Raw genomic sequence first — 15345 nt, forward strand, 5'->3', positions numbered from 1 at the left:
TCCTTAGCCGGTGACAATGGCCGTTGCCCCCTCGTCGTCGGGGGTGGGGTGGTGATAAATGACGTGTCGTCCCGGGCGGGCAAACCCCACCAGCATTAGGCCAGCCTCTTGAGCAAGCTCGACGGCCAGCGTGGTAGCCGCCGAGACGGCGACCAGAGCGCCGATGCCGGCGCTGGCACTTTTGTGAACCATTTCATAGCTGGCCCGGCTTGATACCAGTACGAAGCCGCCTTCGCTACGGCTATCCGAGGATAGGGCGCCAATCAGTTTGTCCAGGGCGTTGTGGCGTCCGACGTCTTCGCGCACTAGGTGGATATGGCCGCTGGTATCACACCAGGCGGCGCCGTGGCTGGCACCGGTGGCCGCCTGCAAGGGCTGGTGGTCGGCAAGGCTCGTCAGTGCACGCTGGATAGCGCTATCGCTTAGCGGCGGCGCCTGCACCCGGGCAATGGGCTGAATGGCCTGCTCCAGCGACTCGGTGCCGCATAGGCCGCAGCCCGTGCGGCCGGCGAGGCTTCGGCGGCGCTGCTTGAGTTCAACCAGCCGCTGGGTGGCAATCTCCAGATGCACGGCAAGTCCCAGCGACTCCTCGTGAACCGTCAGGTCATAACATTCGTGGGGGTGCGCCAGGATCCCTTCCGAAAGACTGAATCCCAGCGCAAAGTCTGCCAGGTCAGCCGGGCTTGCCATCATTACCGCGTGGGAGATGCCGTTATAGATCAGCGCTACCGGGACCTCCGTTGCCAGCGTATCCGCGACCCGAGTGCCGCTCCAGCCCGATGCGCCGAGGCGGACATCGACGCCGTGATGCCGGGTCGGTGAACCGGTCTCCCTGCGTTTCAAGGTGCGGCCGTCCCAGCCGCCGGTCGGTCCGTCTTGGCCGTGGCCAGGTGCTTTTGCTGTTGGTGATCGAAGTCTTTGAAGCGCTCCTGCCAGGCCGAGGGGCGGCTGACCTTTTCCACCTGCACCGCGGTGACCTTGTATTCGGGGCAGTTGGTTGCCCAGTCAGAGCTGTCGGTGGTGATCACGTTAGCCCCGCTGTCCGGGTGGTGGAAGGTGGTGTAGACCACGCCTGGCTGCATGCGCTCGCTGAGCCTGGCGCGCAGTACCGTATGGCCGGCGCGGCTGGTGATGCCCAGCCAGTCGCCGTCCTTGACGCCGCGCACTTCGGCGTCGGAAGGGTGCAGGTCTAGGATGTCCTCATCGTGCCATATCTGGTTGCTCGTCCTCCGTGTCTGGGCGCCGACGTTGTATTGACTAAGAATGCGGCCGGTGGTCAGCAGCAGAGGGAAGCGACGGCTGGCGCGCTCTTCGGTTGCCATATACTCGGTGATGGCGAAGCGGCCCCGGCCGATGGGAAAATCGATCTCGTGCATGGTCGGCATGCCCAGCGGGTACTCGGCGTTACAGGGCCACTGCAGGCTGCCTTGCTCATCCAGCTTGGCGTAGCTGACGCCGGCGAAGCTCGGAGTGAGGCGGGCAACTTCATCCATGATCTCGGAGGGATGGGCGTAGTCCATGGGATAGCCCATGGCTCGGGACAGCTCAAGGGTGACCTCCCAGTCGGCCTTGCCACCAAGCGGTTCCATGACTTTGCGCACCCGGTTGATGCGCCGCTCCGCGTTGGTGAAGGTGCCATCCTTTTCCAAAAAGCTGGAGCCGGGCAGTAGGACGTGGGCGTATTTGGCGGTTTCGTTGAGGAAAATATCCTGAACGATCAGGCAGTCCAGCGAGGAAAGCGCCGCCTCTACGTGCTGGGTGTTGGGGTCCGATTGGGCAATGTCCTCGCCCTGGACGTAGAGTGCCTTGAAACTGCCGTCGATGGCGGCATCGAACATGTTGGGAATACGCAGCCCGGGCTCGTCATCGATCGGCGTGCCCCACTCGGCTTCAAAGCGTTCGCGCGCTGTCTTGTCGGCCACGTGCTGGTAGCCGGGCAGTTCGTGGGGGAAAGAGCCCATGTCGCAGGAGCCTTGGACGTTGTTTTGTCCGCGCAGCGGGTTGACGCCCACGCCTTCACGACCGAGGTTGCCGGTGGCCATGGCTAGGTTGGCGATGCCCATCACCATGGTCGATCCCTGGCTGTGCTCGGTGACGCCCAGGCCGTAGTAGATCGCGCCGTTGCCAGCGTTGGCGTAGGTGCGCGCGGCATGGCGTACGTCGGCGGCCGGCACGCCGGTAACGGCTTCTGTCTGCTCCGGCGAGTGGCGGACGTCGGCGATAAACTGACGCCAGGCTTGGTAGGCCTGGGTATCGCAGCGTGCGGCGATGAAGTCGTGATCCTCCAGGCCTTCATCGACCACCACGTGACCCAGGGCGTTAACCAGTGCCACGTTGGTGCCGGGGCGCAGCGGCAGGTGCTGGCCGTCTTTCAAATGCGGGGTATTGAGCAGATCGATGCGCCGGGGATCGGCGACGATCAGCCTGGCCCCCTGACGCAGCCGGCGGCGCATCAGCGAGCCGAAGACCGGGTGCGCATCGGTAGGGTTGGCGCCGATGACGATGATGGCGTCGGCTTTCATCACGGAGTCAAAGGTCTGAGTGCCGGCGGATTCGCCCAGGGTGGTCTTGAGACCGTAACCGGTGGGGGAGTGGCAGACCCGGGCACAGGTGTCAGTGTTATTGTTGCCGAAGGTAGCGCGCACCAGCTTCTGTACTAGGTAGGTTTCCTCGTTGGTACAGCGCGAAGAGGTAATACCGCCGATGCTCTCGCGACCATATTGGGCCTGGGTGGCCTTGAGCCGCTCGGCGGCAAAGCCGATGGCTTCCTCCCAGCTGACTTCGCGCCAGGGTTGGTCAATAGCATCGCGGATCATCGGCGTGGTGATGCGGTCCGGGTGGGTCGCGTAGCCAAACGCAAAGCGCCCCTTGACGCAGGAATGGCCATGGTTGGCGTCGCCCCCCTTGTAGGGCACCATCCGCACTACTTTGTCGCCTTTCATCTGCGCTTCGAAGGAGCAGCCCACGCCGCAGTAGGCGCAGGTGGTGATAACGCTGTGTTCGGGTTGGCCCTGCTCGATCACACTTTTTTCCATCAGCGTCGAGGTGGGGCAGGCCTGAACGCAAGCGCCGCAGGAGACGCAGTCGGAGTCCATGAAGGCATCGTCCTGGCCGGCCGTGATGCGCGAATCAAAGCCCCTGCCGTCAATGGTCAGCGCGAACGTGCCTTGAACCTCGTCGCAGGCGCGCACGCAGCGCGAGCAGAGAATGCAGCGGCTGGGATCAAAGCTGAAATAGGGATTGGAGTGGTCCTGCTCGGCGGAGATGTGGTTTTCGCCGTTGAAGCCGTAACGCACTTCGCGCAGGCCCACCGCGCCGGCCATGTCCTGGAGCTCGCAGTCGCCGTTGGCCGGGCAGGTCAGGCAGTCCAGCGGGTGATCAGAGATGTAGAGTTCCATGACGTTGCGGCGCAGCCGGGCGAGCCGCTCGTTCTGGGTGGTAATCCGCATTCCGGCCGCTACTGTGGTCGTACACGCCGCCGGCGTGCCGCGCTTGCCCTCGACCTGAACGGCGCACAGCCGGCAAGAGCCGAAAGGTTCCAGGCTATCGCTGGCGCAAAGCTTGGGAATGTTGATGTCGGCCAGCGCTGCGGCGCGCAGCACCGATGTCCCCTCGGGTACCGTAATCGCGACGCCATCGATCTCGAGATCCACGGGCGGGCCGTATTGAGCCGGCGTGCCCAAGTCCTTAGTCTGCTGAGGATCAAACTGCTGAATCATGTCTGTTCTCCTTCCGCCTGGCGCAGGAAGTCATCGGGGAAGTGGGCGAGCGCACTTTGTACCGGATAGGGCGTCATGCCGCCCATGGCACACAGCGAGCCGTCTTCCATGGTTTCGCAGAGCTCGCCAAGCAGCACCAGATTGCCGTCGCGGTTGTCATTGCGGCGGATGCGGTCAATGACTTCGACGCCGCGGGCCGAGCCGATACGGCAGGGCGTACACTTGCCGCAGGATTCTACCCGGCAGAACTCCATCGAGAAGCGTGCCTGCTCGGCCATGTCGACGCTGTCATCGAACATCACCACGCCCCCGTGGCCAACCACGGCGTCGTCAGCGGCAAAGGTTTCGTAGTCCAGCGGCAGATCCCACTGGCTTTCGGGCAGGTAGGCGCCGAGGGGGCCGCCTACCTGGACGGCGCGTAGCGGCCGGCCGCTTAGGGTACCGCCGCCATAGCTCTCCATCAGCTCGCGCAGGGTGGTGCCAAACGCCAGCTCTACCAGGCCGCCGTATTTGACGTTGCCCGCCAGCTGCAGCGCCAGGGTGCCCCGAGAGCGGCCCATGCCGTAGTGGGCGTAAGCCTCGGCCCCCGCCGCGAGTATGTAAGGCACAGCGGCCAGCGACAGCACGTTGTTGACCACGGTGGGCTGGCCGAAAAAGCCTTCGATGGCGGGCAGGGGCGGCTTGAAGCGCACCTGCCCGCGCTTGCCCTCGAGGCTTTCCAGCAGTGAGGTTTCTTCGCCGCAGATATAGGCGCCGGCGCCGAGTCGTACTTCAAGATGAAAGGCGTGCCCGCTGTCAGCGATATTGTCGCCCAGATAGCCGGCTGCCTCGGCGCGGGCGATGGCCGCCTCGAGGATCCGGTGGGCGAGGGGGTACTCGGAGCGCAGGTAGATATAGCCCTGGGTAGCGCCAACGGCGAGGCCGGCGATAGCCATGCCTTCAAGCAGCAGGTAGGGGTCGCATTCCATCACCAGGCGATCGGCAAAGGTGCCCGAGTCGCCTTCGTCGGCGTTGCAGACGATATACTTCTGCTCGGCCGGCGCGTCGAGCACCGTTTGCCACTTGATGCCGGTGGGAAAGGCGGCGCCGCCGCGGCCGCGCAGGCCGGAATCCTTGACCTCGTCGACCAGGCGCTGCGGTGTCTCTGCCAGAGCTTTTTCCAGGCCCCGGAAGCCGTCGTGGGCCCGGTAGTCATCAAGGGAGAGCGGGTCGGTCACGCCGATACGGGCGAACGTCAGCCGCTGCTGGCGGGCAAGCCAGGGAATGGCCTCGGTGAGCCCCTGAGACAGAGGGTGTTCTGTTCGGCCTTCCAGCAGGCCGGCGTCGAGAAGCGATGGGATGTCCGCCGGAATAACCGGGCCGTAGGCCATGCGGCCCCGGGACGTTTCTATTTCCACCAGCGGCTCCAGCCAGGCCATGCCGCGGGAGCCGTTGCGTGTCAGCGTGATCTCCAGTCCGCGCTTGGCCGCTTCGTGCTCGAGCCGTTGCGCCACGCTATCGGCGCCCAGCGATAGCGCCGTGGTGTCGCGGGGAATAAAAATGCGCGCGCTCATTACATTACCTCCAGCGGCTGGGTACGCAGCTCATCGACCAGGGCATCAAAGGACTCGGGCGTGACTCGGCCGTACACGCTGTCATCGAGGCGTAGCGAGGGGCCGCAAGCGCAGTTGCCTAAACAGTAGACCGCCTCCAGGGTAATTTCCCGGTCGGCCGTGGTCTGATGGTAGTCCACTCCCAGGCGCGCTTTGGCGTGGGCCTCAAGGGTGCGGCTTCCCACCGCCTGGCAGGCTTCGGCACGGCAAACCTGCAGCACGTGGTTGCCTGGAGGGGTGGCTCGAAAATGGTGGTAAAAGCTGATCACGCCGTGCACCTCGGCGCGCGTTTGGCCCAGGGTGTCGGCGATAATCGGCACCGCTTCTCGGGGAATAAAGCCGAAGCGATCCTGAATGGCGTGAAGAATCGGCAGCAGGGCGCCGGGCTTGTGTTTCAGGGCGTTGGTTTCAGCCTGAATCAGCGACGACGTCCATTCAGGATAAGCGCTCATGGGTATCACCTGGATCGTTGTTCTTTAAATAAGTATTCAGCTACATATTATGGGTTATGCGTGCATCACGGCTCTATTAAAGCTAGCATCGACTTGAAAAAGGCAAAATATGAAAGTTTATTCATATGAAGAAGATCCAAATTGCGCCGGCCTGGCGCTTCAGCGACGAAGCCGGTAACCAGCTCGACCCCAAGCTGTTTGAGCTGCTCAAGGCGGTGCACCGGCACGGCAAGCTCACTTTGGCGGCTCGCGACGTGGGCATTTCCTATCGCCATGCCTGGAACATGCTCAAAAGATGGCACGAGTTCTTTGGCACGCCGCTGGTTGAGCTCCAGCGAGGGCGGGGAGCCCGGCTGCTGCCGCTAGGCGAAAAGCTCTTGTGGGCCGAGCAGCGTATGAGCGCCCGACTGGGTCCGCAGCTGGAAAGCCTGGCCTCAGAGCTCAACCTGGCCATTCAGCAGTCGCTCGAAGGCATCAAGCCGGTGCTGCGACTGCACGCTAGCCACGGCTATGCCGTTGAGCTGCTGCCGTCCTACCTTGAGGAGCTGCGGCTTGACCTGCAGTATTGCCCCCCCCGGGAAGCGCTGGCGGCGCTCAACCGCGGCGCCTGCGATCTGGCCGGCTTTCACTTGCCCAGAGGTGCAGTGGGCGCGGCAGTCAGCCGTAACTACCGGGGTTTACTCAAACCGCGCAGCCACCGGGTGGTGCGCTTTATCACGCGTCGTCAGGGGTTGATGGTGGCCTCGGACAATCCGCTTGCCATCCGGGGGCTGGATGACCTGGCCCGCAGGGAGGTTCGCTTTATCAACCGCCAGGGGGCCTCCGGTACGCGAGCGCTACTGGACGGTTTGCTGGCGTCAGCCGATTTGCCGGCGGGAAAGATTTCAGGCTATGAGCTGGAAGAATATACCCATTCGGCCGTCGCGGCCTATGTGGCGGCGGGGATGGCGGATGCCGGTTTCGGCGTGGAGGCTGCCGCGCGACGCTTTGGCCTGGCGTTTGTGCCTCTGGCGCTGGAGGACTATCTGCTGATTTGCCACCGTCGAAGTCTCGCGGAACCCAGGGTTGAGCAGCTTCGTGCCATCTTGGCTAGCCAGGCGTTTCAGGCGGCGGTGACGGCGTTGCCGGGCTATTTTCCCGATCGCTGTGGCCAGGTAGACGGACTCGAAGCGCTGCTGCCTCGCTAGGCAGTGGATGGCTTCGGGTAAAAGACAAAGCTGTAAAGCTGACGTCTGTATAGTTTTTTTTTATCCTAAAAAAATGATATTAATATTTTATTTAACCAAGCCGGATCTCTAGTCTCTGGGGCAGTCAGTAAAAGACGCCAATTAGGTAGCACATAGAACAACAAGGAGTTCTCCCATGACGACCCCTGATTCTTCCGGAAAGACAGTTACAGATACCCTGATCGTGGGTGGCGGGCAAGCTGGTATTGCCATGAGCGAGCATCTTGGCAAGCTGGGCGTCCCTCACCTGATTCTGGAGCGGAGCCGCATTGCCGAGCGCTGGCGTTCGGAGCGGTGGGATTCGCTGGTGGCTAACGGGCCCGCCTGGCATGACCGCTTTCCCGGAATGGAGTTCGATAAGGACCAAACGGATCCCGAAGGCTTTGCTTCAAAAGAAAACGTTGCGTCGTATTTTGAGAAGTATGCCCAAAAGATAGAGGCACCGATTCGCACCGGCGTTGAGGTCAAGAACGTGGAGCGTAACGTCGGCCGTTTGGGGTATACCATTGACACCTCTGAAGGTGTCTTTGAGGCCAATCGCATCGTTGCCGCGACCGGCCCTTTCCAACGGCCTGCTATTCCGCCGATTGCTCCCAAGGATGATGCTCTCTACCAGATGCATACGTCGGATTACCGCAATCCCGAGCAGCTTCCCGAAGGGGGAGTCCTGGTAGTAGGTGCCGGCTCTTCAGGCGTGCAAATTGCCGAAGAGCTGCAGCGCGCCGGCAAACAGGTCTACCTGTCCGTTGGGGCGCATGACCGTCCGCCGCGTTCCTACCGCAACCGCGATTTCTGCTGGTGGCTGGGTGTTCTCGGCGAGTGGGATGCGGAAACCATCAAGCCGGGAATGGAGCATGTCACTATCGCCGTTAGCGGTGCGCACGGTGGCAAGACAGTCGATTTTCGTGCGCTTGCCCATGAGGGTGTAACGCTGGTGGGGCTGACAGACTCCTTCGACAACGGTGTGGTGCGCTTCAAGCCCGACCTTGCGGATAATATCCGGCGTGGCGATGAGAACTACCTGTCACAGCTGGATGCCGCCGATGAATATATCGCGCGCAACGGGCTTGATCTGCCGGAAGAGCCGGAAGCTCGCAAGATTCTTCCGGACCCAGGCTGTGTGAAAGACCCCATCCTGAAGCTTGACCTGGCGGAAGCCGGCGTCAAGACGATTGTCTGGGCAACCGGTTTTGCTGTCGATTACAGCTGGCTTAAAAACGTGGAGGCCTGCGATGAAAACGGCAAGCCGAAACATCATCGAGGTGTGTCAAGTGAGCCGGGCATCTACTTTTTGGGCCTGCCGTGGCTGTCACACCGTGGTTCCAGCTTTATCTGGGGCGTTTGGCATGATGCCAAATATCTCGCTGACCAGATTGCCAAACAGCGCAAGTATCTGGAATATCACAACGCCGTTCAGAGCGTGGCCAAGTTCGAGACTGAGTCCGAGTAATATATGAGCACGTTAATAATGGTTTATCTTCACAGCCAGGCGTAACTCATGGAGGTTAGCTGATGCCTACACATACTCGAATTCGTATGTTCAATACGAAAGAAACCTACCCTAACCAGGCACTAGATAATGATTTGTGCCAGGCGGTACGTGCCGGTAATACGGTCTACGTACGCGGTCAGGTAGGTACTGACTTTGACGGTAACTTGGTAGGTTTGGGTGACCCGGGCGCTCAGGCCAAGCAGGCGATGAGCAACGTTAAGCAGCTGCTTGAAGAGGCCGGTTCTGACCTCAGCCACATCGTCAAGACGACGACCTATATCACCGACCCGCGTTTTCGCGAGCCGGTTTATCGTGAGGTCGGAGACTGGCTCAGAGGTGTCTTTCCGATCTCTACCGGCCTGATTGTGTCGGGGCTTGCTCAGCCTGAGTGGCTCATGGAGATTGATGTTGTTGCCGTCATACCGGACAAGGAGGAAACGTAATGACTTTTTCTGTTGCTGGCTTTTGCCGTGAGACAGGCCAGTTTGGTACCGCAATCAGCTCTTCCAGCATTTGCGTTGCCAGCCGCTGTTCTTTTGTTGCTCCCGGGAAAGGCGTTGTGCTGACGCAAAACGTTACTAACCCGGCGCTGGGTCAGCTCGGTGTTCAACTGCTGGAGAAAGGCCAGGGAGCGGACGACGTGCTCACGCAGCTGTGTGAACATGAAGAATTCCCTGAGTGGCGACAGCTGCAGGTGCTGGATAGCAAGGGCGAGAGCGCTGTGCACAGCGGCGAGGAAACGCTGGGTATCTACGCGACGCACCAGGGAAAAGACTGCGTTGCCGGTGGCAATATGCTTGCCGACAAGGCGGTTATCCGGGCTATGGTGGAAGCGTTTGAGGCGCATGAGGGCGAGCTTGCCGAGCGGCTACTGGCCGCGATGGATGCCGCCCTGGCCGCCGGAGGGGAGATGGGACCTATTTATTCGGCAGGGTTGAAGGTAACAGATCAGGCGAGCTGGCCGGTGGTTGACCTACGGGTAGACTGGCACATTTCTCCGCTGAGCGAGCTGCGTATGGTCTGGGAAAACTACCTGCCCCAGCGCGATGCCTATGTACTCAGAGCGTCGCGGCCCGACCAGTCCCCTTCCTACGGCGTGCCGGGCGATGAGCGTTAAGCAAGCCCGGCTCCTGGAGTTCGGCTCTTAGTTAAGAGCAGGGCGGCCATCGGGCCGCCCGTTTTTTATTTCTGATGATTCGGTGCTTCCATGTCCCAAACTTCGGTCGTCGATTTGCTTGCCGAGCTGGTGGCCTTTGATACCACCAGCCACCTTACCAATTTACCGCTCATCGGTTTTATTGAAGACTATTTGGCAAGTCACGGTGTGGCATCGCGGCGTATTGTGGATGAAACCGGCGAAAAGGCGAATCTTTACGCAACGATTGGCCCTGCGGAACGAGCGGGCGTCATGCTTTCCGGCCACACCGATGTTGTGCCGGTGAGTGGACAGAAGTGGAGCGTTGACCCCTTTCAGCTAACCGCTGAGGGTGAGCGCCTTTACGGCCGCGGCACCGCCGATATGAAAGGGTTTCTCGCCGCTGTGCTAGCCGCCGTGCCCGCCTTGGTCGAGGCCAAGCTGGCAGTGCCGGTCCACCTGGCCTTTTCCCACGACGAAGAGGTCGGCTGCCTGGGTGTGCGGAGCCTACTCGACGATCTGGCTCATCAACCGGTTCGACCTGCGGCCTGCCTGGTGGGTGAGCCAACCTCAATGCGACTGGCAACCAGCCACAAAGGCAAGCTTGCCGTGCGCCTCCATCTGCGAGGCAAGGCATGTCACTCCGGTATGGCACCCGAAGGCGTTAACGCCATTCATGCCGCTTCGCACCTGATTGGCTGGGTAGAAAACAAGGCTCGGGAAAAAGCGGCGGAAGGGCCGTTCGACGAGCGCTTTGCCATTGCACATACCACTTTGCAGGTGGGCACCGTTCAAGGCGGTGCAGCGCTTAACATCGTGCCTCAAGACTGCTCCTTTGATCTCGAAATACGTAACGTCCCCGAGGATGATGCCGAAGCTTTGCTCACTGAGCTGATGGAGCTTGCCTCGTCGCTGGAGAAGCAAATGCGCACGTCGCACCCCGAGGCCGGCATTTGCCTGGAGCGTTTGACAGAGTACCCGGGGCTATCGATGAATGATGACCATGGGATGGTGGGTTTCATTCTTGCCCTACTGGACGAGCGTGCTCGGGAGCGTATTGGTTTTGGTACAGAGGGCGGGCTCTTTCAGCGAGAGCTGGGCTTGCCGACGCTGGTTTGCGGACCGGGAAGCATGGCTCAGGGGCATCAGCCCGATGAGTTTGTAACGCGCGAACAGCTGGCTCGCTGTGAGGCTTTTTTGGCCAAATTAATAGTAGCGCTAGAAGATCCCGATGCGCGGCAGCTGGTCGAGAATAACTTTTCGACGGCTGCTCGGGCATAGCCGAATGGCGGATAAGGTGGCCTGTCCGTTGAGGTGGGCTGGGTAAAATAGTATCGCACGAGACGAAAACAGGGGCGCATGATAAGCTCATATTGCTCGCCCTGCGGTCTGACGCGGGGTGCCACTATTCGTCCTGTGACGGTGATAACGAACCGATGCGTCAACTTACCCTTAAGCAGCTGCGCTATTTTACAGTAGCCGGAGAGCTGTCCAGTGTGACTCAGGCGGCTAAAAAGTTACACGTTTCCCAGCCGTCTATTTCGGCAGCTATTCAGCACGTAGAAGAAGTCACGGGTCTACAGTTATTTGTCCGTCATCACGCCCAGGGTCTCTCCTTGACCCCTACCGGAAGGCTGCTGCTGGATAGGGCCCGCCAGTTTCTGCGTGATGCCGAAGGGCTGGAAAAATTCGCCATCTCCATGGGCGAAAATGTAGGTGGTGAGCTTCGGCTGGTCACTTTCCCTACCTTTGCACCCGTTTTCCTGCCCCGGCTCCTGCGTTTTTACGCCGATCGTCACCCGACAGTGAGCCTTTATTGTGACGAGATGAATCAAAAGGATATCGTTCGTGGCCTGAATCAAGGGGACTATGAGCTGGCCTTCACCTATGACCTGGATATTCCCAAAACGATTGATTTTACCCCTCTGTATCGCCTTCCCCCTTATGCCGTTGTCTCCGTCGATCATCCGCTCGGCAATCGCGACAGCATTACCTTAAAAGAGCTGGTGACGTACTCCATGGTGCTGCTGGACTGGCCGTTGAGCCGTGAGTACTTTCTATCGATTTTTACTCATTACGGATTAACGCCCAGCGTGGCACACCGTGCCAAATCGATGGACATGCTGCGCGGGCTTGTGGCTAACGGTTTCGGATTTTCGTTGTTCAATACACCGCTTGATGCCCTTGAGCACTTCGGCGGCGATCACTTGAAGGCGCTTGCTCTGGAAGACGAGGCACTCCCGTTGACCCTGGGTATTGCTTGCCTGAGCGAGCTGCGCTTGCCGCCTAACGCGGAGGCTATGCTTCGCCTGGTCGAAGACGCTGAAGCCCAGTCGGCGGTATTCGAGCGTTTTGAAACGCTGCGCATTAGAAGGGTGTAACGCTGAGGTGCGTTTGCGCAACCGTCATGGCTTTTGGATAGGATAAAATGTTCTAAAGGTTAGTATAATAATATTTTAGTTAACTACTGCCGTAGGGCTATGGTGATTTTCACGGTCGTTCTCTTTGCCGACACGACCTTTTTATAACAACACCCTGGCCCATGGAGTAGCACTCAATGGCGGTACCTGATCTTCATTACTGGCACGATTTTCGCTCCCACTTGGTGATTCCCAGCGAGGCTTTTATCGCGGGCCAAAACACCCCAGCCAGCGATGGCCAAACGCTGACGAACCGCAATCCGGCTACCGGTGACGTTCTGGCAGACGTTGCGGCCTGCAGTAGCGAAGACGTGGATCGTGCCGTGGCCGCTGCCCGCAAGAGTTTCGATGCCGGCGAATGGTCCCTGGCTGCACCGGCAGAGCGCAAGGCAGTACTACAGCGTCTGGCTGCCCTGATGATGGAGCACCAGGAAGAGCTGGCGCTACTCGAGACGCTGGATACAGGCAAGCCGATCCGCGATGCGTTCGAGCTTGATATTCCCGGTGCGTCAGGTTGTTTTGGCTGGTATGCCGAGGCCATTGACAAGCTATACGGCGAAGTAGCGCCTACCGATGGCAATAACCTGGCCACGATCACCCGGGAGCCGGTAGGCGTCGTGGCAGCTGTCATCCCCTGGAATTTTCCCCTGGATATCACCGCTTGGAAAATGGCGCCGGCACTAGCCGCAGGCAACAGCGTTATCCTGAAACCCGCTGAGCAGTCGCCGCTAACAGCGCTGCGCCTGGCTCAGCTGGCCAAGGAGGCCGGCATCCCTGACGGCGTATTCAACGTTTTGCCCGGTCACGGCCACATTACCGGTCAAGCGCTTGGTCTGCACAGCGGCGTCGATTGCCTGGCCTTCACCGGCTCCACCGCTACCGGCAAGCGCTTTTTGGAATACTCTGCCCAGTCAAACATGAAGCAGGTGTGGCTGGAGTGCGGTGGTAAGAGCCCCAACCTGATCTTTGCCGACAGTGACCTGGATGAAGCCGCGAAAGTTGCGGTGCAGGGCATTTATTTCAACCAGGGCGAAGTGTGCTCGGCTAACTCGCGGATCCTCGTCCAGCGAGACATCAAGGAGGCTTTTGTCGAGCGCTTTGTCGCCGCTGCCTCCCAGCTGAAGGTTGGCGATCCGCTGGATCCATCTACCGATATAGGCTCGCTGATTGATGATGATCACGCGGGTAAAGTACGCGGCTATATCTCGCTGGGGCTTGAGGAAGGTGCGCGGCTAGCCTTGGGCGAGGTGCCGGGTGAAGAAGAAAAGGGCGCATTCGTGTCGCCAACTCTATTTGAGGGTGTGACCGCAGAGATGACTATCGCCCGGGAAGAGATCTTTGGCCCGGTGGCGGCGCTGATCGAGTTTGCTGACGAGGATGAAGCAGTCGCGATTGCCAACGACTCCATCTACGGTCTAGCTGCCTCGGTGTGGACCGAGAACCTGTCTCGGGCTCATCGGATTTCTCGTCGCCTGCAGGCCGGTACTGTGTCGGTCAACACCGTAGACGCTATCGATTTCATCACGCCGTTTGGCGGCTACAAGCAGTCCGGCTTTGGTCGTGACCTCTCGCTTCACGCCCTGGACAAGTTCACTCAGATCAAGACTACCTGGATTCGTCTATGACGCAGGCTTGGTCCCCTGGCTGACACGCTCGCCTGACTCCCCTGCAGGCGAGTGGTTAAAACCCCGACAACAATAATGAGGGTTAGTATGAGTCAACAACAGACAGCTGCAGTCAAAACGACTGCGGCAGCGTCCGGTGGTGCCGCTACGCAAGATTGCGGCGCATTGGGCATCAAATCCCTGATCGCCGTTGCCGTTGGCCTGGTTGTTTCCCAGGGCGCAATGGTGATCATGCTTCAGGGCGTGGGCATTGTCGGCGCCGCCTTCATTGTACCGCTGGCCATCGCCTGGGTGCTGGCGCTCTGCTACGCCGCCTCTTTCTCCGAGCTGGCACTACTGGTACCTCGAGCCGGGAGTCTGAGTGCCTATACCGAAGTAGCGCTGGGGCATTTTCCGGCCATTCTTTCGGTTTTTTCCGGCTATGTGGTAGTGGCGATGTTTGCGCTTTCCGCCGAACTATTGCTGGTCAATTACTTCCTTGGCGTGCTTTATCCGGCTGTGGAAAGTACCAACTACGTTGCCTTCGGTATTCTCGGCGTATTCACCCTGCTCAACCTGATGGGCATTGATGTGTTTGCCAAGCTGCAGTATGTCCTGGCGTTTGCCATGGTGGTGGCGCTGCTGCTGCTTGGCGTAAGCGCGCTGAGCGGTGGCTTTGCTCCCCATACCTATAGCGTCTCCAAGCTGGCGGATGGCTTCAATCTGGGCGATGGCGCTCTCACGTTGATCGCGCTGGCGGTCTGGGGCTATGTGGGTGCCGAGTTCGTCTGCCCGCTGGTTGGTGATGCGCGTAATCCCGCGCGCAATATCCCGCGCTCCATGTACATTGGCCTGACTACCATTTTTGTGGTCTTTGCCATCTATTGCCTGGGTGCGCTCTTCTATGTGCCACGTGACATTCTTACTTCTGCCGAGCTGCCGCACCTGGAATATGCCAGTGCGACCTTTGGCGGGTCGGGCACCTTTTTGCTCGCGGTAGCGGCAGTAACCGCGACTTGCAGCACCGTCAACACTTCTCTGGCAGCGGTGCCGCGCATGCTGCAGGGGATGGCGGACCAGGGCCAGGCCTTCCCCATGCTAGGTTGGTTGACTCGTACCAGTCGGGTGCCGTGGGTAGCCGTATTGTTTATTGCCGGTGTTACCGGGTTGCCGCTGCTGGTGTGGGGTAACGACGCAAGCACCGTGGGCCTGCTGCTGACATCAGCCGCTATTTCCTGGCTTTTGGCCTACATTATCGCTCATATGAACGTGATTGCGCTGCGCATTCGCTATCCGAATGTCAAGCGTCCGTACCGCGCGCCTTTCTATCCGCTGCCGCAGCTGCTGGGCATCGTCGGCATGGCTTACGCCATCGTCTATGCCTCGCCGACTCCGGAGTTGACGGTCAAGATTTTCACCAACGCCGGTGTGGTGCTGGGCATCGTCAGCCTAATAGCCGTGGTCTGGATCAAGCTGGTAATGAAAAAGCCGCTGTTTAAACCTGAACCCCTGGATAAAATCGCCAAGCGCTAACAACAATCTTTACAAGAAAGCGAAGCGAGGAGTGCTCCGTGAATACAGGTATCGTCCATGTCCTACCTCCTGTCATCGTGGAGGTCATATCCTGGCCTAGCTCAGGGGGTGAATTCCACACCCGACGTCGAAGAGCCCTGATACATTTATCAGGGTTGTTGAAAGATTGTAA

General features: G+C 59.9%; 12 protein-coding genes. 8 read left to right on the plus strand and 4 right to left on the minus strand.

Annotation, left to right across the window (positions count from 1 at the left end; genetic code table 11):
• Positions 1-3: 3 nt before the first annotated feature.
• The 4 genes from fdhD to ACZ46Y_RS04705 are packed head-to-tail and all read right to left on the minus strand — an operon-like array spanning position 4 to position 5763.
• Positions 4-843 (minus strand): formate dehydrogenase accessory sulfurtransferase FdhD, encoded by an 840-nt coding sequence (fdhD, locus tag ACZ46Y_RS04690; RefSeq protein WP_376717587.1) that lies wholly within the window; start codon positions 841-843, stop codon positions 4-6.
• Positions 840-3719, minus strand: a complete 2880-nt coding sequence (gene fdhF, locus ACZ46Y_RS04695; RefSeq protein ID WP_311955402.1) for a formate dehydrogenase subunit alpha — start codon at positions 3717-3719, stop codon at positions 840-842. The genes fdhD and fdhF overlap by 4 nt, the downstream gene beginning before the upstream one ends.
• Positions 3716-5272, minus strand: coding sequence for a formate dehydrogenase beta subunit (locus ACZ46Y_RS04700; RefSeq protein WP_311955404.1), 1557 nt, complete (start codon positions 5270-5272; stop codon positions 3716-3718). Before ACZ46Y_RS04700 ends, fdhF begins: the two co-directional genes overlap by 4 nt.
• Complete coding sequence (locus ACZ46Y_RS04705; RefSeq protein WP_311955407.1) at positions 5272-5763, minus strand: formate dehydrogenase subunit gamma; 492 nt, start codon at positions 5761-5763, stop codon at positions 5272-5274. The genes ACZ46Y_RS04700 and ACZ46Y_RS04705 overlap by 1 nt, the downstream gene beginning before the upstream one ends.
• A gap of 125 nt (positions 5764-5888) precedes the next feature.
• On the opposite strand from ACZ46Y_RS04705, the gene ACZ46Y_RS04710 reads away from it, so the two are divergent.
• The 8 genes from ACZ46Y_RS04710 (at position 5889) to ACZ46Y_RS04745 (ending at position 15173) form a co-directional block, all read left to right on the plus strand.
• A complete protein-coding gene (locus ACZ46Y_RS04710) occupies positions 5889-6950 on the plus strand; it encodes a substrate-binding domain-containing protein (protein ID WP_311955410.1) in 1062 nt (353 codons plus the stop codon).
• A gap of 175 nt (positions 6951-7125) precedes the next feature.
• The gene (locus tag ACZ46Y_RS04715) at positions 7126-8439 is read left to right on the plus strand and encodes a flavin-containing monooxygenase (RefSeq protein WP_311955411.1); all 1314 of its coding nucleotides are present in this window, start codon (positions 7126-7128) and stop codon (positions 8437-8439) included.
• Between the two features lie 62 nt (positions 8440-8501).
• Positions 8502-8924 carry a RidA family protein gene (locus tag ACZ46Y_RS04720; protein WP_311955413.1) on the plus strand — a complete coding sequence of 141 codons (423 nt, stop codon included), beginning with the start codon at positions 8502-8504 and terminating at the stop codon, positions 8922-8924.
• A complete protein-coding gene (locus ACZ46Y_RS04725) occupies positions 8924-9598 on the plus strand; it encodes a DUF1028 domain-containing protein (protein WP_311955415.1) in 675 nt (224 codons plus the stop codon). The genes ACZ46Y_RS04720 and ACZ46Y_RS04725 overlap by 1 nt, the downstream gene beginning before the upstream one ends.
• A gap of 90 nt (positions 9599-9688) precedes the next feature.
• Positions 9689-10897: an acetylornithine deacetylase gene (gene argE, locus ACZ46Y_RS04730; RefSeq protein WP_311955417.1), complete on the plus strand. Its 1209-nt coding sequence runs from the start codon at positions 9689-9691 to the stop codon at positions 10895-10897.
• 155 nt (positions 10898-11052) lie between these two features.
• Positions 11053-11997 carry a LysR family transcriptional regulator gene (locus ACZ46Y_RS04735; RefSeq protein ID WP_311955418.1) on the plus strand — a complete coding sequence of 315 codons (945 nt, stop codon included), beginning with the start codon at positions 11053-11055 and terminating at the stop codon, positions 11995-11997.
• A 224-nt stretch (positions 11998-12221) separates the two neighbouring features.
• The gene (locus tag ACZ46Y_RS04740) at positions 12222-13661 is read left to right on the plus strand and encodes an aldehyde dehydrogenase (protein ID WP_464380089.1); all 1440 of its coding nucleotides are present in this window, start codon (positions 12222-12224) and stop codon (positions 13659-13661) included.
• Positions 13662-13748: 87 nt separating this feature from the next.
• A complete protein-coding gene (locus ACZ46Y_RS04745) occupies positions 13749-15173 on the plus strand; it encodes an APC family permease (RefSeq protein WP_311955425.1) in 1425 nt (474 codons plus the stop codon).
• The last annotated feature ends 172 nt before the right edge of the window (positions 15174-15345 follow it).

Source organism: Halomonas garicola, assembly GCF_055382465.1.